Raw genomic sequence first — 26729 nt, 5'->3', positions numbered from 1 at the left:
AATTGCGGCGCGAGCTTTGTAACCTAGTGGGCTAAGTAAAAACCGAGTAACAAAGAGTTTATCGCCCCTAGGCAGAACCCGAAGGGCAGCGCATGTTTGGCATTTATGCTGCGTTATCGCCTATTTATGGGGAATAACCACACTTCATAGGCTCTGCCTTGCCTAAAAACCAAACATGCTGCTGAAAATTCGACCATCAAAGAACAACACGCCCTAAAGTTTACACTCGACAAATTTTAGCAATTTTAATAACGTGCACAGCATTAGAGTTAATGAATAAAAGCCCATGAAAACAAATTTAATAACCCGCGAAGGTTACTTACAATTACAGCAAGAGCACGACCATTTATGGAACGTTAAACGCCCTGAAGTCACTAAAATAGTAAGTTGGGCGGCAAGCCTTGGCGATCGCTCAGAAAATGCAGACTATCAATATAATAAACGCTTACTGCGCCAAATTGATCGTCGTGTTCGGTATTTGCGCAAACGCCTACCCGATTTAAAAGTTATTGATTATTCGCCGCAGCAAGACGGTAAAGTATTTTTTGGCGCATGGGTAGAAATAGAAAACGAACAAGGCGAGGTTAAAAAATTTAGAATTGTAGGGCCTGATGAAATATACGACCGTAAAGACTACATATCAATTGACTCACCTATGGCGCGCGCCCTGATAAAAAAACAAGTAGATGATGAGTTTGAGGTACCTACACCGCAAGGTAAAAAAGAATGGTATGTAAATAGTATTGAATATCAAAAATAGTCCCCCATAACATTATTAATAAATAACTACTTTGATTCAGATCAGGTAAATTTTTTATTGTGTAATATATCTCATTAGGATATATATTGGTTTAGCAGGTTTATCTTTAACCTGATTTTTAAGGTAGTGGCTATGTCAAACTTAGTACAGCGCATATGTAGTAATGCCGTATTGTTTGCACTTTTAATGAGTGTGAGTTTGACTCTGCATGCCAATACCACCGAAGTAAGTATAGATAACGCCAGTGTATCTAATCATTTTATCGCTTGTGAATTTCCTGACCAAGCAACCCCCGACATTGACTTAGATTCTCATGTTAATGCATTTGCTATTAGGTTGTTTCAACCGCTACCTAATGCTGTTTCATCTTTTTACCAAAGTACAAACCTATACCGTCCTTTTAGTACGGCATATCAACGTGGTCCACCTAGCTATTTAATTTAATTCACAATTTTACTTTTTGATTAAATTTTATAACTAATAAGGTGACTACTATGTCTAACTTTAAAGAATTACGTACCCAAAATATTTCTCATGGCGTTATTGCAAGCACGTTTGAAGATCAACAAGCCACTATTGATTTAACATCTCCGGCTTTAACCGTAATCAATAACTTTACCCAAAAAACGCCAATTCGGGCTCAATACGACACTCCTATTAGCGAGGCGCTTAAACAAGTACTAGCAGAGCACTCTGACTATGTATTGGTGACTGATGATGCGCAAAAATTAATTGGTATTGTTTCAAGTGCCGACCTACAAAGCGCTAAAATTACGGCCATTGCACAGCGTTTAAATACCAGCCGCAATGAAGTGAGCTTACGCTACATTATGACACCTATTAGCCAACTTAATGGCGTAAGTATGCAAAGCCTAAGCTATGCAAGTATTGGCGATGCACTACAAACAATGGAGCATCAAGGCAGCATGTTTTTATTAGCAACAACCACTAATAACGAAATATGCGGGTTAATCTCGGCGCGTCAAATAGCTAAAACGTTACACATTCCAGTGCATATTACCCCTATTGCTCACACATTTAGTGATGTTTTAGAAAGCGTAGAGCACCCTCACTAAAGCGCGCTTTTACGCTTTGTCAGCTCAGCCAAGCCAACCATCTTAAAGCAGGCAAAATTGCTTGCTTTAAGAGCTTTTTATTACAACCTGCTGTGATATTATTCAACTAATAAATACCTACCAAACTCATTAAATAGCAACTTTAATAAGCTGGGTATAACAGTACCAGAGGGATTTTCTGGTTTTATTTTTTGTATTAAAAGGTTTATGCATGAGCGATATCTCTGCACGTTTAGCCACTGAGCTAAATGCACAACAGCAACAAGTTGTTGCTGCTACAAAATTACTTGATGAAGGCGCAACGGTTCCTTTTATTGCGCGTTACCGTAAAGAAATTACCGGTGGATTAGACGACACGCAATTACGCCTTTTAGAGCAACGTTTGTCGTACTTGCGCGAGCTGGAAGAGCGCCGCAGCTTTATTTTATCAACCATCGAATCACAAAATAAATTAACGCCAGCACTGAGTGCCGATATAACCAGCGCACAAAGTAAAACTGAGCTTGAAGATTTATACCTTCCTTATAAAGCTAAGCGTCGTACCAAAGGGCAAATAGCCATTGAAGCAGGCCTTGAGCCACTTGCCGATGCGCTATTTAACAACGCAAACTTAGAGCCAGAGCAACAAGCGCAGCAGTTTATAAATGCCGACAAAGGCATTGCTGATACCAAAGCAGCCCTGGATGGCGCTAAATTTATTTTAATGGAACGCTTTGCAGAAGATGCCAAGTTATTAGCTAAATTTAGAAGCCACATTAGCCAACACGGCGCTATACAAAGCACACTTATTGACGGTCAAGAGCAAGCCGGTAGTAAATACCGCGACTACTTTGACCATCAAGAACCTCTTAAAAAGATCCCTTCTCACCGCGCACTTGCTATGTTGCGCGCGCGTAACGAAGGTATTTTGCAGCTGAGTATTAACCCAGAGCCGAGCAGCGAAAATGCAGCCCAGCTATGCGCGCAAATGATTGCTGATCACTACCGCTTAGATGTGAAATATAAAGCAGCTAGCGCATGGCTATTAAGTGTTGTGCAGTGGGCATGGAAAATAAAGCTTGGCCTACACCTAGAAAATGAATTTTTAGCAGCAATGCGAGAAAAAGCCGAAACCGGCGCTATAGATGTATTTGCTAAAAACTTAAAAGACTTACTTATGGCCGCCCCTGCTGGGCCGCGTACCACGCTTGGTCTAGATCCTGGTTTGCGAACTGGCTGTAAAATTGCCGTAGTTGATGGCACAGGTAAGTTGCTTACAACCCAAACTATTTTCCCCCACGCACCACAAAATCACTGGGAAAAATCGTTACGTACATTAGAGCAACTATGTCGCCAGCATAAAGTAGAACTTATTGCGATTGGTAACGGAACCGCATCACGCGAGTCTGACAAGCTAGTAGGCGAACTTATTAAGGCCAATGCTGAGCTTAAATTAAACAAAATTATGGTAAGCGAAGCCGGCGCGTCTGTTTACTCTGCGTCTGAATTTGCAGCGAATGAATTTCCTAACTTAGATGTGTCTTTACGTGGCGCGGTATCTATTGCGCGTCGCCTGCAGGACCCACTTGCCGAGCTTGTTAAAATTGAGCCAAAATCAATTGGTGTAGGCCAATACCAACACGATGTATCGCAAAGTCAATTAGGCCAAACACTGACCGCAGTGGTAGAAGACTGTGTAAACTCTGTGGGTGTTGATTTAAATATGGCCTCGGTGCCGCTTCTTACTCGCGTATCGGGGTTAAATAAAACCTTAGCGCAAAATATAGTAAATTACCGCGACACTAACGGCACGTTTACTAAGCGTAGCGAACTTAAAAAAGTTGAGCGTTTAGGACCAAAAGCGTTTGAACAAGCAGCAGGCTTTTTGCGTATTAATCAGGGTAAAGACCCACTTGATAACTCATCAGTTCACCCTGAGGCTTATCCTGTTGTTAAACTTATTTGTGAGCGTAACAACCTTGATGTAAATAGCTTAATAGGCAATAGCGAGTTTTTAAATAAGCTGGTTGCTAATGACTACACCGACGAGAAGTTTGGTTTACCTACCGTTACCGACATCATTAAAGAGCTAGATAAGCCTGGGCGCGATCCTCGTCCTGAGTTTAAAACTGCTGAATTTAAAGCCGGTGTAGAAAAAATCACAGACCTAAAACCCGGTATGATTTTAGAAGGTGTGGTTTCTAACGTTGCTAACTTTGGTGCGTTTGTTGATGTAGGTGTTCACCAAGATGGCCTAGTGCATATTTCGGCAATTACTAATAAGTTTATCTCTGATCCGCGCGAAGTAGTAAAAGCCGGAGACATTGTAAAAGTAAAAGTGGTTGAGGTAGATGCCCCACGTAAACGCATTAGCTTTACTATGCGCTTAGATGATGAAATAGACACAAGCAATAAACCCGCTGCCGCGCCACAAAAGCAACGCAGTAATCAGGGCCAGCAACCGCGTGCAGCAAAACCAAAGCGCGATAACGGTAACGCCATGATGGGTAATGCCTTTGCCGATGCATTTGCTAATGCAAAAGTAAAAAAATAATACCCTTTTGCTTCATTAAGTGATGTCTCCTTAAACTAAAAAGCCGCTCATTGAGCGGCTTTTTTAATTATGCTTAGCTGGTTTTAACCAAACGCAGAAAAACCACTCTCGTTTTGGGGTGAGCTAGTCATTTGATAAAAATTGGCTATACGGCCAGCTCGTGCGTCTACTTCTGGGTCGCGTGATTGCTCGGTATTAGTATCGTTTTGAGACTCAGCAGTGCTGGTTTCGTTTATTGATAACGCACTTTGTGGCTCTTGTGCTTGCGCTTCATCGTCAGCAGGGGCTGATAATTCAGCTTGCGCTGCGGCCATTTTTTGGGTTGCATCAGCGGCAATGGCTCTATCTGCACTAGAAGGTTCAGCAGGGGCAAGTGCGGCTGCTCGTACCGTTTGCATTTTATCTATAGTGGCTTGCGGATCGCCGGGGATTTCAGATACATCAATTTGTACCTCACCGCCAACAGCGTAATTAGTACCATCTGGTCCACGTTGGTATTCATAACTTGGTGAGCCTGCATACTGCCCACCCACCGATGCATGAGCTTGTTCGTGCACACGCACTTCAGTATCGCGCGCTTTAAGCTCTTCAATTTGCTGTTGTTCTAATTCTAGCTGTTGCTGATCTTGCTCTTCTTCGGGGGTATCTTCACTTGCTTGTTGGTTTTGTTGCTGTTCGCTATCTGAATCTTCGCTGCCTTGCTGGCGCTGCTCAACAGCTTGCTCATCACTGAGTTTACCGGTTGCATCATAGGTGGCGGCTTCTGCACTGCTTGGCAGTTTTGCTTTATCAGCATCGCTTTGTGCTTTGGTTTCGGTATTACTGGCGCTATTGGGTGCAGGGGCAGGAATAACTTCGCGCAGTTGGTTGTCACGCCGAGCGGTTTCCGTATAAACATTGGCGGTGTTTATATTGATAGACGGAAATGGCGTGACAATATTCATAACGTTTAAACTTTAATATCAATTAGCGTACCAAGCACTTCATCTGCAGTTTGAATAGATTGCGTGTTTGCCTTGGCATTAAACTCTTCAACTTTTAAATTAACAAGCGCTTCGTCAACCCGAGCTGGTTGTGCAACAGGCGCTGTTACAGCCTCTTCAGGTCGCGCAGCTGTTAACTGGCGCTGTTGGGCTAGTTGCGTATCGTCTTGCTCTTCAATGGTGGCACGGTTTATCTCTGCGCTTGCTCGTTCTATACCTTGGCTTGCACGATTAAACCCTTCTACACCACTATTAAATACTGAACCAATAGCCATGCTGTACCTCCAAAAATAAATATTGTTTAATTATCGCTCACTTCATGGGCAAAATAAAGCTTTAAACAGTACCTTTCTTTAGGCTATTTTAAAGCATTGATTTAACGGCAGATAAAAACTCTTTTTTATGAGAAATAAACGGTGCATGGGAGGCTTTATCTAGTACTTCGTATTCAAACTCAGTATTTAGTGCTGCCATTTTATTAATTGCTTTGTAAGGTACCAGCGCATCTAAACGGCCAAATATCGCTTTTATAGGCACTGGGCAATGCGCAAATACGTTGCGTAAATCATCATTGTGTAAAATATTTAAGCCCGCACTTAATGCCTCACTTTTAGGCGCGTTGTACTGATTTAGCAAGTGCTTTAGCTGCTTTATATCATCGCGTGCCGACTCACTACCCATGGCCTGAATAGCTAAAAAGCGCTCTATGGTTTTTTCTCGCTGATTAACTAATTGCTCTTTAAATTGCTCAAGCACGCTGGTTTTTATTCCGGGCCAATCATCTGCCTCGGAAAAAAAAGGGCTTGAGGCAACTAAAATTACTTTTGCTACTTTATCTGGCCAATGTTTAGCAATATAAAGTGCGAACAATCCTCCTAGCGACCAGCCCATTAAAATAGAGCCAGGGCTAAGTTGCTCGCTTACGATTTCAGCTGCATCGTGTAAATTATAAGGGCTTGGGCAGCTATTGCTGTTGCCAAAGCCAGGCAGGTCAATGCTGCGCACCGAGCCACTGTATAAAAACGTTAACTCTGGCTGCACTAATTGCCATACGCCTTGGTTCATGCCCCAACCATGTAATAAAACTAACTCGCTTTGCATATTTGCCTAACCTTAACCAAACTTAGCCACATCATAACGCTTACATTGACGAAAGCAACGCAAGGAGCAGCCAATGCAACACTCATTTTTTAATTGGTTATTTCCTTCTTATTGCGTGCAATGTCAGGGAGTTATTAGTGCTCAAGAGGGGTTGTGCGACTATTGCTTAACGGATTTAGGCGTGTTTGATTTAAATAAACACAGTAATTTATTGCACCGCCCGGATATTGTAGAAATGTTTCCGCATTGCGAATTTGATAAGCTCTTAGCCTGTGCTTTTTATCAGCCCCCTTTTGAGCATTGGCTTAAACGGCTCAAATTTAATAATCAAATTCACTATAAAAAAGCGCTGCAACAAGTAATTAAACGCCAACTATCGGTGTTTTTTGAAAATTTAACTACCCAGCCCGACATAGCTATTATTTTACCTTTGCACCGAGGGCGCTTTTTAACGCGCGGGTTTAATCAGGTAAGCCAAGTGTGGCAACCGTGTTTGGCAAAACATATTTGTATAAGTAATGCGCTAATACGCAATAAAGCCACGCAAGCACAGTCACAATTATCTAGAGCTAAGCGGGTTAAAAATGTAAAAAATGCCTTTGTATGTACACAAGATATGAGCGGTAAAACGGTGGTTATTGTAGATGATGTAATGACCACAGGCGCCACGCTCAACGCGGCTACCCGGGTATTAAAGCAAGCGGGCGCTAAACAAGTCTGGGCTTTTGCTACGTGTTTAACGCCACTTTAAAGGGGTAGTTAATCACCTCTTACTCTAAATGTGTGGCCAAAAAATAAAGCATTACTGAGTAATCGGCTTGTGCCGTACCAGTATCCTCTAAATACAGGGTTATCTGTCATCGCAATAACACTGCCACGCCCGTATGAGTGGGCCATCATGGCTGCTGCACCGGCAATTTGCTGCTCATTTACGCCATCGGTAAACCCTGCTAATAGTGGTTTTTGCGGGTAAGTGAGTATGTTTACAAACGGGGCGGATGATTTTTCTAATAACCAGGTACTATTTTTAAATACAGGCAGCGTTTCACGATTAAGCGAAAACGTTAGTGGATGTGTGGTGTCCACATCGGTAGTAAAAATAGCGCCGGCTATACGTTGTCGCCCTGCTAAATGATCTTTATCTGCGTAATTTAGCCCTTGAGTATTAAAAGCGCTGGCTACATCTTGCCTAGATAAATAATTAGCCTTGAGTAATTGCTGATCAGCTAAAAATTTAGCGCCGCCTTTGTGACCCCAAATTACGCCGCCTTTTCTTACCCAGCTTTTAATGGCAACTTTATCACTATCGGGTAAGCCCGAATAATTACCATTAGCTAGTACAATGTGGCTGTAATTATTTAAATCTAGGCTACCTAAACGTTCCATTTCTACTATGGTCGGAGAAATACCAACAAAGCGGTCAAGGTAATACCATACTTCACCCGCTTCGTATTGGCTTACGCCTTTACCGCCCACAAGCAGTACTTTTGGCTCGTTTAATACCGCCATAGTGCGCGACCCTAAATCGGCGCCTTTCCCTGTAAGGCCAGTGGTAATAGGCTTTATCGCAATACCAAATTGCGTTTGAGCATCGTTTAAAATAGCCACCCAATCAGGGTTTGTTTGCAGCCCTGCGGGGACAATAATGCTGCCAGGTGCAAAGTCTATTTCGGTGGTGCTGCTTTTAGCTGTTAAGGCGCTTAACGCGACACGCGCTTTAATGCCTTGCTTTAGCAAGCTATTTAACATTTTAGGCGCTAAGTAATCGTCCCAGGCAAAGCCAAATGCATAACTTTGCTTTAACGCAGCAAATGATGGTTTAACTGCTTTTTGCCACGCAGTGCTGGCTACTTCTAAGCCCCAACTACTTTTTACTTGTGCAAACTCTAAATTAAAAGCGTGGGCGAGTGTCCAGCCCGATACATCATAAAATGTGTTATCGGCAAAACTTTTTTGCTCACTAAAAATAGCTTTTACTAAACGAAACTGTGGCTGAGCTAACGGCACAAAATAGCTCTGAGTGCTAAAGTTTTTGCCATTGGCTTTTAGCGCTTTTGTAAGTGGATAGGCGTTAATTTGATGCTGCTTTAACAGGTTTAAAAATAGTTTAATCCGGGTGTTGTCTTTAGCGCCCTCAACCACATAGCCTTCAAAACTTTCATCATGTGCTAAATCAACTGCTTGGTTATAAAATTTAGCCTGATAGGTTAATAGCGCCTCGCGGTTATCTACCGCTGCTTTAAAGGTTGATAGGCTTGTTAGTAACTGATTTTTAATAGTAAAAGGAAACGTAAGCGTACCATTTATGGTTTCTTGTACATGCCCACGTGAGCTGGCTTGCTCAAATAAAATACCTATACCGCCGTTTACATCGGGGTAGGTTGAACCCTTGCCGTAATAAAAGTCGTCAAAGCTTTCTTCGGTAAAATAAAGGGTATTATTTTTATCTAAAGTTTTAGCATGGTAATTGGCTATGGCTTTAGTAAGCGTTACGTTTTCATCTGGGGTAATTGGGTGCTTGCGACTGGCAATGCCAGGTTGAAAAAAGTAGCTGCTGTTTGGCCCCATTTCATGAAAGTCGGTAAGAATATTTGGCTTCCATTGATGAAACTTAGCAATGCGTGCACGCGACTCTGGGTGTTGTAGTAATAACCAATCGCGATTTAAATCAAACCAATAGTGATTTGTACGGCTACTTGGCCAGCTTTCTACGTGTTCACGCGTTTTAGGGTCGCTTGATAAGTTCATCCCCCGATTACTATTAGCCCAATTAGCAAAGCGAGCCAAGCCATCGGGGTTAAGTGAAGGGTCGAGCAAAATAACGGTATTATTTAATAGTTTTTCTATTTCTGGGCCTTGCGCTGCAGCAAGGTAATACGCAACCAATAAAGCGGCATTGCTGCCTGATGACTCATTGCCATGCACACTGTATCCCATCCAAACTACAGCAGGCTCATTTTGTGTGTTTTTAGCTTGCTCACTGTTTGTTAAACGGGCTAAGTGCGCTTGGCGAATTTGCTCTAAGTTAGCTAGTTTTTCAGCGCTGCTAATACTTAGCATCACAAGCGGACGTTGCTCGTGTGTGCGCCCTATTACTTCAAAATTTATACGATTACTTTTTTGCGCTAGAATTTCCATGTAACGCACCAGTTGGTCGTGCCTTACATGCCACTCACCTACTTCGTAACCAAGTACGTCTTGTGGGGTGGGTATTGTTTTATCAAACTCTACATCTTGTTCAAAATAATACGAAAGTGGTTTTGCCATACTTGAAAAGCTAAGCATTGCCACCATTATAGTTACTATCCAGCGCATATAAATCACTCTAAAAATGTTTGTTATTTGCACGCTAGCATTGCTTAAAATAGATGCCAACTTTTTACGCTCAACACTAGCCGCAACACGATGAGCGGAGTATGATATGCAGTATCCGAGTAATTTAGTCAAGTATAGACGGTTTTATGATTTCTATTTCCGAAACAGCACAAGCGCATTTTGCTAAACTTTTAGCAGATCAAGCACAACAAACTAATATTCGTGTGTTTGTTGTAAACCCTGGTACATCACAAGCGGAATGTGGTGTTTCTTATTGCCCAGAAGACGCCGTAGAAGACAGCGATATTCGTCTTAACTTTAATGGTTTTGATGCCGTAGTAGATACAGAAAGCGCTCCTTTTTTAGAAGAAGCTGAAATTGATTTTGTTACCGACAAAATGGGCACTCAGTTAACTTTAAAAGCGCCTAATGCAAAGGCACGTAAACTAGGCGATAACGCATCGCTAAATGAGCGTGTTCAACACATGCTAGAAACCGAAGTAAACCCACAGCTAGCTAACCACGGTGGCCAAGTAAGCCTAGTTGAAGTAACCGCTGAAGGTATTGCAGTACTTCAATTTGGTGGTGGTTGTAATGGCTGTTCTATGATCGATGTAACGCTTAAAGAAGGCATCGAGAAAGAAATGATTGCAAAGTTTGATGAAATCACCGGTGTTGCCGACATTACCGAGCACCAAGCGGGCGATCACTCTTATTACTAAGCAATAATGTTAAAGCCGCTTATTTATCGCTTAGGGAGTAACCCTAAGTTGAGTTTAACGCGCTTTTTTCGCGGCTTAGCACTGTTTGTGCTAGCCGTGATATTTATTGCCCTTGGCTACTACATCCACTTTAGTTTACAAATTATAGGTGTGGTTATTTTAATCCCGGCATTATTTTTTGCTGCATGGGGTTATAGCGGTATTTTTGCCAATCGTTTCTCGCAAGTTTTAAAAGATATGGGGCCAAAAGATCACGACCCCGACCTATGGAAATGACACGTTCGCTTAATCTAGCAGCTGATTAGTTGCTTTTAACTGCAAATACTTAATAATTAACGTAACGCCGCGCATAAGCATAAAGCAACTCATAGCCAGCCATAACGCATTATTTTGCCACTCTATAAACACCCAAAACACCCCAAAAAAGCCAACAGCAGCAGAAAGAATCATACTGTTACGCATATTTTTTGCCCGTGTAAGCCCTACAAATACGCCATCAAACAAAAAGCAGCTCATTGCTAACATAGGCAATACTATTACCCACGGTAAGTAATTTGTCGCAGCTTCTATTACCTCGGGTACATTGGTTAAAAGCTTAATAATAGCGCTGCCAAATACAGCAAAAAATACGCTGTATAACACGCCAAAAAGCATCCCCCAAAACACACTTATTTTTACCCATAGTCTAATGTTATTAACGCTTCGCTGACCTTTAGCTTGACCAACTTTGGCTTCGCTTGCATAGGCTATTCCATCAAGTGCAAAGCTTACTAACATTAAAAAGTTAAGTAACACGGCATTCGCTGCAAGCGTTATTTCACCGATGCGGGCGCCATAAAAGGTCATAAAGCTAAAGCATAATTGCAAAATTAAAGAGCGAATAAATATATCTCTATTTAAACTAAGTAGCTCTGCCACTTTGCTAACACTGAGCCAGTTGGGCACGCTTAGCTCCACGCCTTGCTTTTTAGCGAGCTTAATCACTAGTAGCAACGCAAAAGCCAACGCGCTGTAATCTGCAATTAACGACGCCCACGCTGCTCCCGCTACTGCCCAGTCTAAATACACCACAAAATATATATCGAGCACTATGTTGGTAATATTGGTCACTAGCAGCAAGTAAAATGGCCCACGCCCATAATGTACGCCAAGCATCCAGCCGAGCAGCACTAAATTACAAAGTGCGGCAGGGGCACTAAATATACGAATACTAAAATACTGATATGCTTGAGCAAGAACCTCACTATTTGCGCCTGATAAAAATGCAATAGCTTGTTTTATCAAAGGCGATAAAGCTATAAGCGCTAACGCCACACACACGGCAAGTAATAAGCTGCGTTTTAAAAGCGCTGCCAACTGTGTTAAGTTATTTTGCCCGTATGCTTGGGCCACTAACCCTGTGGTGCTCATACGTAAAAAACCGGCGAGCCAAAATAAAATAGAAATAACAGCTGAGCCAAGTGCGATGCCCGCTAAGTAATGTGCGCTACCTAAGTGGCCAATAACAGCGGTATCAACAATTCCTAACAGTGGGACAGTAATATTTGATAATATCATTGGACCCGCTAGCAACAGCAAGCTTTTATGGTGTGCCTTATTATGTTTAAGAAATTGTTTCATTTAGTTTTAATTACTCTCATTTGTTTATCAGTACGTGCTCATGCGGCGGTTATTTTACAGTATCACCATGTAAGCGAAACCCTTCCCGCTGTGACCAGTGTAAGCGCAAATACGTTTACCAAGCATTTGGGCTACTTAAAAGAGCATAATTTTAATGTTATTGCACTAAATGAGCTAATAAGCGCTATACAACAAGGCAAAACCTTACCTAAGAAAACAGTCGCTATCACCTTTGACGATGGTTACAACAATAACTACGAACAAGCAGCGCCTATTTTAGAAAAATTTGGTTACCCCTATACTATTTTTGTAAACCCTACCCTTATTGATGAAGGCAAAGGCTACGTAATGGGGTGGGATAAATTAAAAGAGCTCGCAGGCAAAGGGGCGTTAATTGCCAATCACACTGCCCAGCATGACTACCTGCATATTAAGCTAAAAGATGAGAGCGATGCACAGTGGCAAGCACGTATAAAACAAGATATTTTGCATTCTCAACAGCGTATTAAAGAAGAAATAGGCCACGACTATAAATACCTAGCGTACCCGTATGGTGAGTTTAATAACAAACTACAAGCGCTTGTAGAAGAGCTTGGCTTTATTGGCATTGGTCAGCACTCAGGCGCTGTAAATAAAAACGCTAACTTTACCCGCTTACCGCGTTTTCCAGCCTCTGGCTTTTACAGTAAATTAGATACGTTAATTACAAAATTAAACTCTCGGGCGTTTAGTATTAAAAACCTAGATTACCTAGACAGTGTAACCTCACAAAACCCACCAACGCTCAGCATTGAGTTTGAAATGGGTGATTTTCATAAAAGTCAGTTTGCGTGTTATGTCTCAAGTGTGGGGCAGGCTAAGTTAACTTGGATAAACGACACAACTGTAAAAATTGACTCACCAAAGGCGCTAAATAAAGGTCGTTCACGCTTTAATTGTACCGCCCCTTCTATTGAGCACCCTGGTAGCTACTATTGGTTTTCGCAGCCGTGGGTTATTCAGTAGCAATTACACCTTTATAGCCTGATGCAATAAGCGCTGGGTTACTTTATCAAGTGCAACAATTTCGTGGGCGGCACCTAAATCAACCGCCGCTTTGGGCATTCCCCACACCACAGAAGAGAACTCATCCTGTGCAATGGTGTAACCACCCGCTTGTTTAATACTAAGCAAGCCCTTTGCTCCATCGCTCCCCATACCGGTTAGTAGCGCTGCCACAATGTTTTTTGCACCGCACTCAAGTAACGAGTTAAATAATACATCTACCGCCGGTTTATGGCGGTTAACAGGCTCAGAATCATCAAGCTCGCAATATAAACTTGCCCCTCTTTTTTTTATATTTAAGTGCAAACCACCTGGGGCTATATAAGCCCATCCCGCAGTGAGCTTGTCGCCGTGCTGCGCTTCTTTTACGTTAATTGCACAGGTGCGGTCCATACGCTGGGCAAACGAGGTACTAAATACCGGAGGAATATGCTGGGTAATCACAATCGCAGGGCAATTGGTCGGCATTTTTATAAGCACTTCTTTTATTGCTTCTGTGCCCCCTGTTGAAGCCCCTATCGCTATTACCTTGTTTAATAAAAATTGTGCATTGCTAGGTAAAGGCTCGCTCACTGTGCTTACCTTTTTAAAACTTCTTACCCTTGCACCTGCTGCCACGCGCACTTTTTGCTGCACAACATATGCATATTGACTCATTTGCTGCTTAACATTCACGGTCGGCTTGGCAATAAAATCCACGGCACCAAGCTCAAGCGCTTCTAAGGTGATAGGCGAGCCTTGCTGGGTTAGTGTAGAAATCATCACAACGGGCATAGGTCTTAAGCGCATTAGGTTTCTTAAAAAGCTAATACCGTCCATTTTTGGCATTTCTACATCGAGGGTAAGCACATCTGGATTGAGCAATTTAATCATTTCTCGTGCTTGATAAGGGTCTTCAGCACAGCCAACAACCTCGATATCGCTAGCCTGAGATAATATTTCGCTCAGCAAACGCCTTATCAGTGGTGAATCATCTATTATCAGAACTTTAACCATTACGGCTCCTAAAACAGCTCTATGTTAGTCTCGGTGGCTTTATCTTGTTGCTTAAGGTTTTGCAGGTAGCGCACTTCGCGTTTTTCAATTGTATTGTTGTGCAAATTCTTCAGCTTTTTTACGTGGACTTTGCCCGTATGCGGATGAAAAAAAATTTTTCGAGGCCACGGCCCCCCCATATCTTGTGCAACAAGATTGAGCGACTCTTCCTGAATATACGCATTGGCAAAGCTAATATTACCTATCCCTATGTCGGTCATTGCGCTAATTATTTTGCCGCCACCAAAGAGTTTTATTTTTAAATTTTTTCGCGCAGCACCACCTTTGAGTACTTCGTTGATCAGGTATTCCATTGCCCAATTTCCGTAGCGGCAGCTCAAACTATGGGCACTGTTTAATTCTAGGCCTTTTTTTACCGGCAACATAAAATGATTTACGCCACCTATACCGGCTTTTTCATCGTAAACACACGCGGCTATGCACGACCCAAGCACTGTAGAAATAAGCTCATCATTTTTTGAGACATAAAATTCGCCAGGTAATATTTTTGCCACCACGCTTGTGCGCCCTGCATCCCAGTAACGTTTTATATGTTCAAACCCTGGGAGCACCGGCCTAAACTGTGCGTGCATTGTGTTGCTTTTGATACATGGTTTTCCCTAAATTTTTAAACTCAGAATGCTCTTTTCCCATACTCTCTGAGTGCCCTAAAAACAAATAACCGTCACGATTAAGTGCATTTGCATAACGTTTAAATAAGGTGTCTTTTGTTTCTTTATCAAAATAAATAACCACGTTACGACATAAAATTAAGTCAAACTGCCCTTTCATGGGCCATTCTTGTAAAAGGTTAAGGCGTTTAAAAAAAATGTGTTTATTTAACTGTGGTTTTACTTTATATGTTTGCCCATCTTTGCTTTTTAAAAACCACTTTTTAAGTACATTGTTTTCTAAGCCATTTACATTAGCCGCGGTATAAATACCCGCTTGTGCTTTGGCTAATACATTAGAATCTAAATCGGTTGCTAAAATTTTTACATCCCAAGAACTTGGGAATAAATCGGCAAGGGTTATTGCTAAGCTGTAAGGCTCTTCGCCTGTAGAGCAACCCGCTGACCATACGCGTACTCTTTTTGTTACTTTGTTACTGCTAAGTAACTGCGGCACTATGGTGTTTTTTAAAAACTCAAAGTGGTGGGGCTCTCTAAAAAAGGAGGTTAAGTTAGTGGTAATAGCATTAATAAATGCGTCAAACTCAGCCTCTTTATTATTGTGTAAGTACTCTAAGTATTGAGAAAAGTTTTTAAGTTTATGCTCTCTTACTCTTCTTGCTAAGCGGGAATACACCATTTCGCGTTTATGATCGCCAAGCACAATTCCGCACGCGTTATAAACTAAAGTGGCAATGTCTTTAAAATCTTTATCGGTACATAAAAATTCTTTCATTGTCATACCATCCCTTGTAAAGCAGGCTTGCTAGGGTATTAACTAGCAAGCCAGTAATGACTAAAACTCTTCCCATTCATCTGCTGAGTCTATAAAGTTTTCGCCTTTGGGTTGGGTATTTTTTAAATAGCCACTAGGTTGGCGCGCAGGGGGCGCTGAGCGTTCAAAGTGCGTATTTGGCAATGTGTTCATGCCTTGCTGCCGGAGTGAAAAAAAGTGCAATAACTGACGCATCTCGTTTGCTTGCTCAGCCATTGACTCGCCCGCCGCAGACGCTTCTTCTACTAGTGCCGCATTTTGCTGGGTCATTTCATCCATTTGGGCAACCGCTTTATTAACTTGCTCAATGCCTGCGCTTTGCTCTTCAGAGGCCTCGGTTATATCCGAAATCATTTGCGTAACACGTTGTACGCTTGAAACAATTTCTCTGAGTGTTTCGCCCGACTCATTTACAAGCACAGAGCCATCGGTAACTTTTGCAACGCTGTCTCTAATAAGCTCTTTAATTTCTTTGGCTGCTCCAGCTGAGCGCTGCGCTAAATTACGCACCTCACCAGCAACAACGGCAAAGCCACGGCCTTGCTCACCCGCTCTGGCTGCTTCAACGGCGGCGTTAAGTGCCAGTAAATTAGTTTGAAAGGCAATTTCATCAATCACGCCAATAATGTCTGCAATTTTTTTACTCGACTCGTTAATGGCCGACATACTCGTTACAGCTCTATTAACTACTTCACCACCTTGAATTGCTTTCTCGCAGGTTTCTTCGGCTAAATCGTTAGCGACTTTTGCGTTATCTGCATTTTGCCTTACGGTACTGGTCATTTCTTCCATACTTGAGGCGGTTTCTTCAAGTGATGAAGCTTGTTCTTCGGTACGCTGGCTTAAATCGGCGTTGCCTTGCGAAATTTCCTCTGCGCCACTGGCTACTAACGTGGCCGATGAGTTAATTCGGTTAATCACATCAGTCAATTTATCTGCTGTGGTATTAGCATCTTGCTTGAGCTTATCGAACGAGCCTTGATACTCTTTTTCTATGCGTTTTGATAGGTCGCCATTGGCCATTGCATCAAGCATTTGCGCGGTATCACTAACGGCATCATCCACAATTTCAACTAAGCTGTTTAAGCCCTGCGCTAAGCGTAAGAAAAAGCCTTCTTTACCTTTTTCATCTACTCGGGTTTCTAAATCGCCATTACCTGCATCGCTGACTAATTGTGCAATTTCTTTTTCTATTGCAACTTCGCCCGTTCTATCTTCCCACTCAACTACGGTGCCTATGCGTTCTTGTTCTGGTGTAAAAATAGGGTTTGCAACTAAACCAAAGGTGCGCCCGCCTACTTTTATTTCGGCTCGGTAAGTTGTTGTAAGCTTAGCTAGTAGGTTTTGTTGATGAGCCGGATTTTTATGGAATATATCAATGTTTTGCTGCATTAAATTGGTGCTATCAAAGTTTGGCAGCTCCTTTTTCAAATCATCTTCAGCAATACTCATCATCGATTTAACCGCGTTGTTCATGTATACAATTACATTTGAAGCATCGGCTATCATGGTGTTTGTTGCTACGGTATCAAGCGCTTGTTTTACTCGTAAGTTTTCTTGTGCTTCAGCACGTTCTTGCTCTGCTTTTGCTACGCTATCGGTAATATCTTCCCACTCAACAATGGTGCCTAAATGCTTACCTTCATGGTTTATCCACGGTGTAGCAATTAAACTAAAAATAAGCCCCGCTAAACGTAACTCAGTTTTATAAGGTTGTTTTAAGTTTTTTAATAGTTCGCGTTGATGAGCTGGGTGCTTATGAAAATCATCAACACACGTGCCTATTAAATTATCAACAGAAAAACTAGGTAGCACACCTTGCAACTCAGTTTCTCGCGCTTTGAGCATTAACTTAACCTGATCGTTTACAAATACAATATTTAGGTCTTTATCGGCAATCATTACATTGGCTTGGCAAACAGTTAACGCACTTGCTAAATCGGCAGCCTTTTTAGACTCGCGCTCTAGCTGTTTTTGCGCGGTGATATCACTGGCGTATTTAATAACTTTATAAGGCTTGCCGTTTAAATCGAAAATAGGGTTATAAGAGGCTTGAATCCATATTTCTTGCCCTTGTTTGCCTATTCGCATGTACTCGCCCGAGTCGTACTCGCCTCGTCCTAACTTATCCCAAAATTGTTTATACTCGTTTGTTTTAGCGTATTCTGGGTCGACAAATACTTTATGATGCTGGCCTTTTATTTCGCTAAGTTGATAGCCTAAACCATTTAAAAAATTATCATTGGCAGTAATAATTGTGCCATCAAGATTAAACTCAATCACCGCCTGAGATTTACTAATTGCCTCAAGTTGGCCTTGCGCTTCAGCGGCCTGTTTCTTTTGTTCGGTAATGTCGGTAGCAAATTTAATTACTTTTAGCACTTGCCCTTGGCTATCAATAATTGGGTTATAGGTAGCTTGGATCCATACCTCTCGCCCTCCATTAGCAAGACGCTTAAATTCATTAGAAATAAACTCACCACCGCGCAAGCGTTGCCAAAAATTTTTATACTCGCTGCTTTGTGCTTCATCTGGTTCAACAAACATAGAGTGGTGCTTCCCTTGCACTTCCTCTAAACGGTATCCCATTGCATTTAAAAAGTTTGAATTAGCCGTAATTATTCTGCCGCTGGGTTCAAATTCAATAACCGCTAATGATTTATTTAATGCATTAACGATTAAGTCATTACTTGATTCTGACTGCTTCGGATTACTAAACCATCCCATGCCCATCACCACCTTTATGTTTGTTTTTGTTGCTACATAGCGCTGTGGCTATATATCCATTGTTCTTTGTAAATCAATTAACGAGACCATTTTTTCGCCCACGTTCACCAACCCTGCGACATATTCACAATTACTCGAATCAGACAGGCTAGGGACGGGCTTGGCGTCTTGCTCTGCAATGCTGTAAACATCTGACACCGCATCTACTGCGATGCCCATTATTTTTGAATCGTTTTCAAAAATAACTTTTACAACAATAACAACCGTTAATGGCCCATATTCAGTACTTGGCAGGCCAAAACGTAAGCGTAAATCTATTATTGGCACTATGGTGCCGCGAAGGTTTATCACTCCTTTAACAAAATCCGGCGCGTTGGGCAGTACGGTAATTTCTTCCCAACTTCTGATCTCTTGCACGGTTAATATATCTACGCCGTATTCTTCGCCAGCCATAATAAAGGTTAAAAACTGCCTAACGCCTTGCTGTTGCCCTAAATCAATTTTGTTGTTTAGCTCGCTTTGTTCACTAATCATGAAGCCTCCAGAGGTGTTTTAGATTCTATGATTAGCTCTTGGCTACCTGGTTTTTTAAGCCCTGATAATTTTATTAAGCCGCTAATATCAACAATTAACGATACACGCCCGTCGCCTAAAATAGTTGCTCCAGACACCCCATCTACTTTTTGGTAATTAGCCTCTAAACTTTTTATGACTACCTGCTGCTGTGAAAGTAAGTCATCAACCAGCAAACCCACTTTTTGGTTGTCGGTTTCAACAACCACCAGCAAGGTTTTGTCTAATGACTCTATGGCGTTTTGATGATTAAAAATTTGATATAAGCGTAAAATAGGAATGTATTCGTCACGCAGCCTTAGTACATCTAAGTCTTTACCCACTCGGCTTACTTTAGTGATATCAATCTGTAGTGATTCAACAATAGAAATAAGCGGAATAATATAAGTATGCTGGGCAACTTTAACTAATTGACCATCTAAAATGGCAAGTGTAAGGGGCAGCCTAATTGTAAAGGTAGAGCCAACGCCAGGCGCTGATGAAACCTCAACCGAGCCATTTAAAGATTGAATATTACGCTTAACAACATCCATTCCTACACCACGCCCAGATAAGTCGCTAACCGCATCGGCGGTAGAAAAGCCGGGCATAAAAATAAGCTCGTTAATTTCATCATCTGTTAAATTACAATCAGCGGTGATCAGCTCATTAGCAATGGCTTTTTCTTTAATTTTTTGCGTATTTAAGCCTTGCCCATCGTCCATTATTTCTATCACGATATTGCCGCCTTGATGAAAGGCATTTAAGGTCACGGTGCCCACTGGGTCTTTACCTGCGGCAACCCGCTGTTCAATTGTTTCAAGGCCATGGTCGAGCGAATTTCTGACAAGGTGCACCATAGGGTCAGATATTTTTTCCATTACCGTTTTATCTAGCTCGGTTTGCTCGCCTAATAATTTTAACTCCACCTGTTTATTTAGTTTTTGCGCTATATCGCGCACTAAACGCGGAAACCGGCTAAATACAAAGTTAATCGGTAACATACGAATACGCATAACATTTTCTTGCAGGTCTCGGGTATTGTGCGCCAGTTGTGCCAAACCTTCTTGTAATGACGTAATGGTTGATTCGCTAATTTCTTGCTCGCTCAACTGATTTAACATGGCTTGTGTTATTACCAGCTCACCAACCATATTTATTAACGAGTCTACTTTGTCTATTCCTACTCTTATGGAGGTAGACTCTGGTGCTGATGTTGGCTTTTTATCGGCTGTGGGTTTGCTTTTAGGTTTGTCGGGTGCTTTTTTAGCATCGCTAATAGGCGGTGTTTGAGCTGTGCTGTCGTTGCTCTTTTCATCAGCGTTTGCGGCGTGATAAGTGTCTTCATCAAATAACCCGCCACAGAGCTCTATTTTTATATCGGCATCATCTTCTACCCATTCAAATACCTCTTTAATGGCGGCTTCTTTTTCGCTGGTATTTAAAAAAAAGCGCCAGTGTAAGTAGCACTCGTCACTGCTTAAGTCTTTAATATCTGGGATGTCGTCTAAAAAGGCCTGTGTTTCAAGCTCGCCGAGTTCAGCTAATTCGCTGATCATAAATAAAGGCTCGTTGCCTGTTTTAAAAAGGTGATGATGCGGTTTAAAATCAATTTGAAAGGTATTTACCTCAGCAGCAGCCGTTACTTCGCTTGCCTCGCTTGGGGCTGAATCGGCTTGCATTTCGAGTACAATTTCAAACTGTTTTTTTAAGGTTGTAGCGTGTGATAAATCAGGCTCTTGCTCTGCTTGCAGCTCACCGAGTAACCCACGCAAGCAATCAACAGCTTTAAGCAATAAATTAACGTGCTCGGTGGTGAGTTCGCGCTCACCTTGGCGTATTTGATCCAGTAGGGTTTCTAGCACATGGGTAAACTCAGCAACAGAGTTAAAGCCAAAGGTGCCACTGCCCCCTTTAATTGAGTGCGCAGCTCTAAAAATAGTATTTATTGTTTCTAAGTCTTCTTCGCCGGGCTCTAAATTTAATAGCTCGGCCTCCATTGTATCTAGGCCTTCAAAACTTTCTTCAAAGAACACTTCAAAAAATTGACTTAAATCTATACTCACGCCGCACTCCTCAGTTAACGAATTACTTTTTTAAGTACCGCTAGTAACTGATCCGGGTTGAAAGGCTTTACAATCCAGCCTGTTGCGCCAGCTGCTTTACCTTCTACTTTTTTATCTAATCCTGACTCTGTGGTTAGCATAAGTAGCGGCGTAAATTTGTAATCAGGAAGGCCTCTGAGCTCTCTGATAAGCGTAATGCCATCCATAATGGGCATATTTACATCTGAAATTACCGCATCAAAACTTTGCTGCTTGGCAATCGCGAGGGCTTCGCTGCCATCTTTTGCTTCGGTAACATCAAAACCTGCGGTTTTAAGCGTAAAGCTCACCATTTGACGCATTGACGCAGAATCATCAACCGCTAAAATTTTCTTCATATAAACCTCTAACCTTTACTTTCAAGTGTTAAATATTGACTTAAGCCAAGTTGATTAATGGCGTTTTGAAGTGCATCACTGCTGCCTACCCATACAATTTTATGGTGTATGGTAAGTAGGTGTTTTTGTAAGGCACACAAAAGTTGAATTGACGCGGTATCGGCTGAAACAACCTCACTGACATCTAAACAAATATCGTTGTTACTATTGAGTTCTTGTAATAAATCTTGGTGAAGAGTCTCTACTTGCATAATCGCAAGTTCGCTTGGAAGTTTTAGCATTTTTTCAGGACTTTCCCTGTCAATTCAATTCATAACAAAAGCTTAGCCTTAGTTATTAAAATTGCCATAAAAGGCTCAAAAAAATTAATAAAACTTTTAAAAGTGGCGCTAAAAAGCAAAAAAGGAGCCTAAGCTCCTTTTAAAATGCGTGAAAAGTTTAAAACTAGTTTTTATAGTAATCCGCTATTTGTTTAAATTCGCTAATGAGTTGAGTGGTATTAATAAGGGGCACATTTCCTTGTTGGAACTCAGGCTTAAATATGGCTCTTACCGCTCCATTTTCATCAACTAAAGCCACAGAAGCACTATGATCGACCGCATATTCTGATTCTTGCGAGTCACTAATGGCATAAATTAGGCCAAGCTCTCTAACCACCGGGAATAGGTTTTTGTGCTCACCCGAAACAGCTAAAAAGTCAGGGTTAAAATAATCAATATACGCTTTGCGCTTTACCGGCGTATCGCGTTGAGGGTCTACCGACATAAACCAAATTTGCAGTGGGTATTCGTTATGTAACTTTTTATACACGCTGTTTAGTTTAGCAAGCGTTAATGGGCAAATATCTGGACAACTGGTATAGCCTAAAAACACTAAGTTCCACTGCCCCAAAAATTGCGCTTTGGTGACTAACTCACCGTTTTGGTCATTAAGTGTAAAATCAGAAAGAGGCTTTGCTTGCTCATACACTAAGGCTTGCACATCGGGTGCACTATTTTGCTCTGAGCAAGCGACTAATAAAAACGAAAAAATTACAACTAAGCTAATCCGTAACTGCTTCATAAAGGGAGCCATTTATCTATAAATAAGATCACGAAGAGTACCATTAAATGCACAATTGAAAAGCGAAATAAGTCCATTGCGGTGTCATCGTTAGGGGCTAATTTAAGCTTAACCGCTTTATACAAAAAGAGTGCATTGAGCACACATGCGCCTACTAAATAAATACCGCCCGACATACCAATTAAATAAGGTAATACACATACAAGTGCCAGTAATATGGTGTAAGCCACAACACAGGTTTTACAAAAGTCGATACCGTGAGTCACTGGCAACATAGGAATTTTAGCGCGTTCGTAATCGCTTTTGCGTGCTATTGCCAGTGCCCAAAAATGCGGTGGGGTCCACGTAAATATAATCATTACGAGTAACCATGGCGCGGCTGCCATTTGATTGGTTTCAGAAACCCAACCCAATAAAGGCGGCATTGCGCCAGCTAAGCCACCAATTACAATGTTTTGCGGTGTGGCACGCTTTAAAAAAGAGGTATAAATAAAAGCATACCCAACTAATGCAAACAAAGTAAGTACGGCTGTTAGGGTGTTTGCCCAAAGCATTAGCATTATAAAACCAGCAACCCCTATCACGCCTGCAAAGCTTAACGCATGGGTTTTACTCAGCCGGCCTTTAGCTACAGGGCGGTGGCGTGTACGCGCCATTTTTGTATCTATTTCGCTATCAACAACATGATTTATTACCGCCGCAGCGCCAGAGAGCAAACCAATGCCTAATAAACTAATAAATTGTACTGCAATGCCTCGCCCTACATCAGGCGCCAGTGCCAAGCCAACCCAAGCAGTAAGTACCAACATAGCCACTACTTTAAACTTGCTAATAGCTAAGTAATCTTGCAGTAAATTATAAGCACGTTGAATAAAAAGGTGTGCGCTAATAACCTGTAGTTCTTTTTTGTCGAGTGTGAGTGCCATAATTATTCCCCTTTAAGTGCGTGCTTTTAGGTAGTAACACAACCTAACCATAGTCAATAACAAGATAGCTGCCATTAAATTGTGTGCCAGCGCCACTCCAAGCGGAAAGTGCCAATGCACCACTGCAAGCCCCAAACTAATTTGGCAAAGTAGCGCAACAAGCACGCTGATAGTACAGTGTTTTATTTTTGCAGATTGCGCCTGACTGTATATACGCCACATAATTAGCGCCAACACAACACATGTAACTAGCGCCCAAATTCTGTGTAGTAGATGAATAGACATACGCGCCTGTTGCGATAGCACTCCGTACTCATAATTACTGTGCTCAAGCGGCAGCTGAAACACACTACTGAGTGAAAATGGCTGCGCATAACTACACAGCGGTAAGCCATTACAGTGTGGCGCTGCATAATTTGCTGCAAGCCATCCTCCTAATGCAATTTGAATAACCAACACAGCCAATGCAACTAAGCTCAATGAAAAATAGCCTTTAGCGCTACTATCTCCGCCCTCTATGGGTTTAGTAGTTAAACGCAGGTATAAAAGAGTGATTAGCGATAAAATACTAAATCCCCCCAGCAAATGCCCCATTACAATAAGCGGTTGTAAGTTCATAGTAACGGTCCACATACCCAGCGCAGCCTGAAATATAACTAACAATAATAAGGCTAGCGGTAATTTAACCGGCGTGTTTGAGTAATGGCGCTTTACAAAAGCCAATACGAATAGCGCTAAAATAAGCAGCCCCAGCGCGCCTGCAAAGTAACGGTGGATCATTTCTTTCCACGCTTTGGCGGTTTCAAACATCATATCTGGGTAACTTTGGGTAGCCAGTGCGATATCGGCTTCATGCTTTGGTACAGTTAAAAAGCCATAGCAACCGGGCCAATCAGGGCAACCAAGACCTGCGTCACTTAAACGTGTATAAGCACCTAGCCCTACTACTAACAGCGCAAGTAACCCCGTTGCAAGTACCCAGTTTTTATAATTTTTATACATAGGAATCTCCCATTAACAATGCGCTATTAATTAGCTTGAACGAGAATAATTAAGCAGTTTTTTTAAATCTTTTAATAAACCTTTTTGCACTAAACGGTTTTCTTGTGGCTGCTCTTTAAACGGATACTCAAGCACCACTAACCCCATGTGATCGATTAAATATAGGCTAGCGGGCTGCAAATTTTGTTGCGCGTTAAAGGTTTTCCAAGGAATATTTTTAACTTTAGGCGCCCCCATTACAGCCATATCAACCTTGCCCTGATTTTTTCCTAAGGCGATATATAAGTTATCAAGCGCATTGAGCTGCTCATTGCACGAAGCGTTACATTTATTGGAGTAATTAAGCGCAATTGTCCATTGCTTAGGGTTATGTTGCTGCCAGTTTTCAAGCTTTACTTCGTGCTGTAAAAACTCGCCATTATTGGTAATGGCGATCGGCAACCAGTCTAGTTTTAGCGCACCGTATGCAAGTACTAGCGGTACAGCGCAACATACAACAAACAAAACTAAGGGGTTATTTTTCATTGTTAGTCCTCTTTTTACTGGCAAAAATGGCCACCACTACACAGGCTAAGGCTATTAAAAACCATTGCACTGCATACGCTTGGTGCTTTTGCGGACTCATCACCACCGCTTTATAATGCGGTATAGCTAGCGCATCTCCAGCACCTTGACGATAAGCCATAAAATTAAATAACGATTGATTACTCTGCTCACTTAGCTTTTGTAAATCTATTGATTGAATTCGTTTTTGAAGGTCTTGTTTTGTCGAATTGGTTTGTAAGTTAAAGCTCGTTAAATTTCGCTCTTTTATCTGCGCTTTAAACGTAATATTACGTTTAGGAAGTTGGATGTTAGGTAGTTCGCTGCGTGAAATAGGCGCTTTTACCCACCCTAAATTAACGAGTAAAGCGTCACTTGCTTGGCTTGGCTTAAATAACACCAATAAATCGTAACCGACTTGCCCTTGGTAAACTTGGTTATCTAAAAGCCAGTATTGCTGATTTATTATTTTTCCGGCAAGCTCAACCACTACACCTGTTTTATTCCACTTTGAAGGCATTGCCTGTAATTGCTGCCAGCTCATTACGCCTTGGGTTTGCATGTTAGCTATAGCTGTTAACTGTTGCTGCTTTTGCTCAGCCCTTGCTAATTGCCAATACCCTAAACGTACACATACCAGCACCACAGCTACCACAACGCAAAGTGCGATAAATGAGCTAAGCTTTTGTTTACGCCTTAAAATTAACTGCATAAAGGGTCAACCCAGTGATTATTAAAATTATTATTGTGCTGCTGTTACTATTTATACTTTTCAACTTGTTTAGAGCGCTATTTATTATGGTGACCGATAAATCTGGCGGTCGGCCTATGTCGCATTTTTTAGGCCCTCGCGTGCTGTTTTCTGTGGTGGTTTTGGTGATGGTGATAGCCGCTGTAAAACTTGGTTTTATAAAGGCTAATCACTCACCATTAGCCGTTACAACACATACACAAAAACAAATAAACACAGCCACACCACATCAACAAAATGCCAGTACCAAGCCGCTGCTTGAAACGCAAAATGTTTATCTTTCGTAAAGTGGCCTTTTAAAATACGCACAAATACAACAAACAAAATAATGGCGCCAAGGGTCACATGCATGCCATGAAAACCTGTCAGCAAAAAGAATGTATTCCCGTAAATGCCTGCATCTAGAGTTAAGTTTAAGTCGTTGTAGGCATAAATATATTCTTCTACCTGCAATGCTAAAAAGCACACACCCAATAAAATGGTTGCCCCTAGCATCACTTTTAGCGGTTTACGTTTATTGTTTTCAATGGCTACGTGAGCAAAATGCAAAGTAACCGAAGACGCTAATAAAATAAGCGTATTAATAAGGGGTAAGCCTTGCCACCCCATAGCTTGCGTGGTTTCACCTGCTGGTGTGGTTAGTAGTGGCCATACGGCCTCAAAGGTAGGCCAAAGCACCTCGTTGGTCATCGCATTATTCCCAGCGCCGCCAAGCCAAGGCACCGACAATATGCGGGCGTAAAATAATGCGCCAAAAAAGGCCATAAAAAACATAACTTCAGAGAATATAAACCAGCTCATTCCTTGTCGAAATGAGCGGTCCATTTGCGCTGAATATAAGCCCTGATCAGACTCGCTAATTACATTTTTAAACCAGCTAAAAATCATATACAGCAGCACTGCAATGCCTGCATATAGCAGGTACACACCGCTGCCCCCTTCACTTTCTAAGTTCATGACTGTTAAAGCCGCACCCACTGCAATAAAAAATAACGCCACCGCGCCCACTATGGGCCAAGGACTTTGCTCGGGTACGTAGTAGTTTTCATAATCTTGATTCATGTTACTTGCTCCTAGTTTTACACTAG

Annotated in this window: 28 protein-coding genes; 9 read left to right on the top strand and 19 right to left on the bottom strand. The window is 41.8% G+C overall.

The genetic code is table 11. The annotated features are described in order from the left end of the window. The first annotated feature begins 286 nt into the window (after window positions 1-286). The 4 genes from greB to CWB60_RS15150 all read left to right on the top strand — a co-directional run bounded on the left by greB (window position 287) and on the right by CWB60_RS15150 (window position 4369). The gene (gene greB / locus CWB60_RS15165; RefSeq protein WP_024033892.1) at window positions 287-760 is read left to right on the top strand and encodes a transcription elongation factor GreB; all 474 of its coding nucleotides are present in this window, start codon (window positions 287-289) and stop codon (window positions 758-760) included. 132 nt (window positions 761-892) lie between these two features. Further along, on the top strand, window positions 893-1204 hold the full coding sequence (locus CWB60_RS15160; protein WP_029774183.1) for a hypothetical protein: 312 nt from the start codon (window positions 893-895) through the stop codon (window positions 1202-1204). Window positions 1205-1254: 50 nt separating this feature from the next. Further along, window positions 1255-1836: a CBS domain-containing protein gene (locus CWB60_RS15155; RefSeq protein WP_004588243.1), complete on the top strand. Its 582-nt coding sequence runs from the start codon at window positions 1255-1257 to the stop codon at window positions 1834-1836. Between the two features lie 211 nt (window positions 1837-2047). Next, a complete protein-coding gene (locus tag CWB60_RS15150) occupies window positions 2048-4369 on the top strand; it encodes a Tex family protein (RefSeq protein ID WP_138579307.1) in 2322 nt (773 codons plus the stop codon). An 83-nt stretch (window positions 4370-4452) separates the two neighbouring features. On the opposite strand, the gene CWB60_RS15145 is transcribed toward CWB60_RS15150, so the two are convergent. The 3 genes from CWB60_RS15145 to bioH form a co-directional block, all read right to left on the bottom strand. Continuing rightward, entirely contained in the window at window positions 4453-5313 is an 861-nt protein-coding gene (locus tag CWB60_RS15145; protein WP_138579309.1) for a putative metalloprotease CJM1_0395 family protein, read from the bottom strand. 5 nt (window positions 5314-5318) lie between these two features. Further along, the gene (locus CWB60_RS15140) at window positions 5319-5627 is read right to left on the bottom strand and encodes a hypothetical protein (RefSeq protein WP_004588240.1); all 309 of its coding nucleotides are present in this window, start codon (window positions 5625-5627) and stop codon (window positions 5319-5321) included. Window positions 5628-5715: 88 nt separating this feature from the next. Further along, window positions 5716-6453, bottom strand: a complete 738-nt coding sequence (gene bioH, locus CWB60_RS15135; RefSeq protein ID WP_138579311.1) for a pimeloyl-ACP methyl ester esterase BioH — start codon at window positions 6451-6453, stop codon at window positions 5716-5718. 73 nt (window positions 6454-6526) lie between these two features. On the opposite strand from bioH, the gene CWB60_RS15130 reads away from it, so the two are divergent. After that, window positions 6527-7204 (top strand): ComF family protein, encoded by a 678-nt coding sequence (locus CWB60_RS15130; protein WP_138579313.1) that lies wholly within the window; start codon window positions 6527-6529, stop codon window positions 7202-7204. Between the two features lie 8 nt (window positions 7205-7212). Here CWB60_RS15130 and CWB60_RS15125 read toward each other — a convergent pair whose 3' ends face one another. After that, complete coding sequence (locus CWB60_RS15125; RefSeq protein WP_171036155.1) at window positions 7213-9768, bottom strand: M14 metallopeptidase family protein; 2556 nt, start codon at window positions 9766-9768, stop codon at window positions 7213-7215. Between the two features lie 146 nt (window positions 9769-9914). On the opposite strand from CWB60_RS15125, the gene nfuA reads away from it, so the two are divergent. Continuing rightward, on the top strand, window positions 9915-10490 hold the full coding sequence (nfuA, locus tag CWB60_RS15120) for a Fe-S biogenesis protein NfuA (RefSeq protein WP_096042447.1): 576 nt from the start codon (window positions 9915-9917) through the stop codon (window positions 10488-10490). Between the two features lie 6 nt (window positions 10491-10496). Further along, window positions 10497-10766, top strand: coding sequence for a hypothetical protein (locus CWB60_RS15115; RefSeq protein WP_024033900.1), 270 nt, complete (start codon window positions 10497-10499; stop codon window positions 10764-10766). 9 nt (window positions 10767-10775) lie between these two features. Here CWB60_RS15115 and CWB60_RS15110 read toward each other — a convergent pair whose 3' ends face one another. Further along, entirely contained in the window at window positions 10776-12047 is a 1272-nt protein-coding gene (locus CWB60_RS15110; protein ID WP_138579315.1) for an MATE family efflux transporter, read from the bottom strand. 42 nt (window positions 12048-12089) lie between these two features. Here CWB60_RS15110 and CWB60_RS15105 point away from each other — a divergent pair, with 42 nt between their 5' ends. Further along, window positions 12090-13115 (top strand): polysaccharide deacetylase family protein, encoded by a 1026-nt coding sequence (locus CWB60_RS15105; protein WP_138579317.1) that lies wholly within the window; start codon window positions 12090-12092, stop codon window positions 13113-13115. A gap of 3 nt (window positions 13116-13118) precedes the next feature. Here the strand turns inward: CWB60_RS15105 and CWB60_RS15100 are convergent, their stop codons facing one another. From CWB60_RS15100 to CWB60_RS15040, 13 genes are all read right to left on the bottom strand, one after another. Next, a complete protein-coding gene (locus tag CWB60_RS15100; protein ID WP_024033903.1) occupies window positions 13119-14150 on the bottom strand; it encodes a protein-glutamate methylesterase/protein-glutamine glutaminase in 1032 nt (343 codons plus the stop codon). An 8-nt stretch (window positions 14151-14158) separates the two neighbouring features. Then, complete coding sequence (cheD, locus tag CWB60_RS15095) at window positions 14159-14782, bottom strand: chemoreceptor glutamine deamidase CheD (RefSeq protein ID WP_029774194.1); 624 nt, start codon at window positions 14780-14782, stop codon at window positions 14159-14161. Next, window positions 14766-15596, bottom strand: coding sequence for a CheR family methyltransferase (locus CWB60_RS15090; RefSeq protein ID WP_054983326.1), 831 nt, complete (start codon window positions 15594-15596; stop codon window positions 14766-14768). The genes cheD and CWB60_RS15090 overlap by 17 nt, the downstream gene beginning before the upstream one ends. A 60-nt stretch (window positions 15597-15656) precedes the next feature. Then, complete coding sequence (locus CWB60_RS15085; RefSeq protein WP_138579319.1) at window positions 15657-18362, bottom strand: methyl-accepting chemotaxis protein; 2706 nt, start codon at window positions 18360-18362, stop codon at window positions 15657-15659. 48 nt (window positions 18363-18410) lie between these two features. Then, window positions 18411-18896, bottom strand: coding sequence for a chemotaxis protein CheW (locus CWB60_RS15080; RefSeq protein ID WP_138579321.1), 486 nt, complete (start codon window positions 18894-18896; stop codon window positions 18411-18413). Next, a complete protein-coding gene (locus tag CWB60_RS15075; protein WP_138579323.1) occupies window positions 18893-20980 on the bottom strand; it encodes a chemotaxis protein CheA in 2088 nt (695 codons plus the stop codon). The genes CWB60_RS15080 and CWB60_RS15075 overlap by 4 nt, the downstream gene beginning before the upstream one ends. Before the next feature lie 14 nt (window positions 20981-20994). After that, a complete protein-coding gene (locus CWB60_RS15070) occupies window positions 20995-21357 on the bottom strand; it encodes a response regulator (RefSeq protein ID WP_029773320.1) in 363 nt (120 codons plus the stop codon). Window positions 21358-21365: 8 nt separating this feature from the next. After that, the gene (locus tag CWB60_RS15065) at window positions 21366-21662 is read right to left on the bottom strand and encodes an STAS domain-containing protein (protein ID WP_491567972.1); all 297 of its coding nucleotides are present in this window, start codon (window positions 21660-21662) and stop codon (window positions 21366-21368) included. A 139-nt stretch (window positions 21663-21801) separates the two neighbouring features. After that, window positions 21802-22419: an SCO family protein gene (locus CWB60_RS15060; protein ID WP_004588223.1), complete on the bottom strand. Its 618-nt coding sequence runs from the start codon at window positions 22417-22419 to the stop codon at window positions 21802-21804. Further along, entirely contained in the window at window positions 22416-23345 is a 930-nt protein-coding gene (gene cyoE / locus CWB60_RS15055) for a heme o synthase (protein ID WP_138579325.1), read from the bottom strand. The genes CWB60_RS15060 and cyoE overlap by 4 nt, the downstream gene beginning before the upstream one ends. Window positions 23346-23357: 12 nt before the next feature. Further along, on the bottom strand, window positions 23358-24347 hold the full coding sequence (locus CWB60_RS15050) for a COX15/CtaA family protein (RefSeq protein WP_138579327.1): 990 nt from the start codon (window positions 24345-24347) through the stop codon (window positions 23358-23360). 30 nt (window positions 24348-24377) lie between these two features. Continuing rightward, a complete protein-coding gene (locus CWB60_RS15045) occupies window positions 24378-24872 on the bottom strand; it encodes a transmembrane cytochrome oxidase associated protein (RefSeq protein WP_138579329.1) in 495 nt (164 codons plus the stop codon). Then, the gene (locus CWB60_RS15040) at window positions 24862-25602 is read right to left on the bottom strand and encodes an SURF1 family protein (protein WP_138579331.1); all 741 of its coding nucleotides are present in this window, start codon (window positions 25600-25602) and stop codon (window positions 24862-24864) included. Before CWB60_RS15040 ends, CWB60_RS15045 begins: the two co-directional genes overlap by 11 nt. 14 nt (window positions 25603-25616) lie before the next feature. Between CWB60_RS15040 and CWB60_RS21115 the strand changes: the two genes are divergently transcribed. Beyond that, window positions 25617-25928: a DUF2909 domain-containing protein gene (locus CWB60_RS21115; protein ID WP_138579333.1), complete on the top strand. Its 312-nt coding sequence runs from the start codon at window positions 25617-25619 to the stop codon at window positions 25926-25928. On the opposite strand, the gene CWB60_RS15030 is transcribed toward CWB60_RS21115, so the two are convergent. Beyond that, window positions 25828-26703, bottom strand: a complete 876-nt coding sequence (locus tag CWB60_RS15030; RefSeq protein ID WP_004588217.1) for a cytochrome c oxidase subunit 3 — start codon at window positions 26701-26703, stop codon at window positions 25828-25830. The genes CWB60_RS21115 and CWB60_RS15030 overlap by 101 nt on opposite strands. Window positions 26704-26729: the final 26 nt, after the last annotated feature.

This window comes from Pseudoalteromonas sp. S327 (assembly GCF_005886415.1).
Classification (GTDB): domain Bacteria; phylum Pseudomonadota; class Gammaproteobacteria; order Enterobacterales; family Alteromonadaceae; genus Pseudoalteromonas; species Pseudoalteromonas atlantica.
The sequence above is the reverse complement of the archived record's forward strand: the minus strand, read 5'-3'. Positions and strand labels throughout refer to the sequence as shown.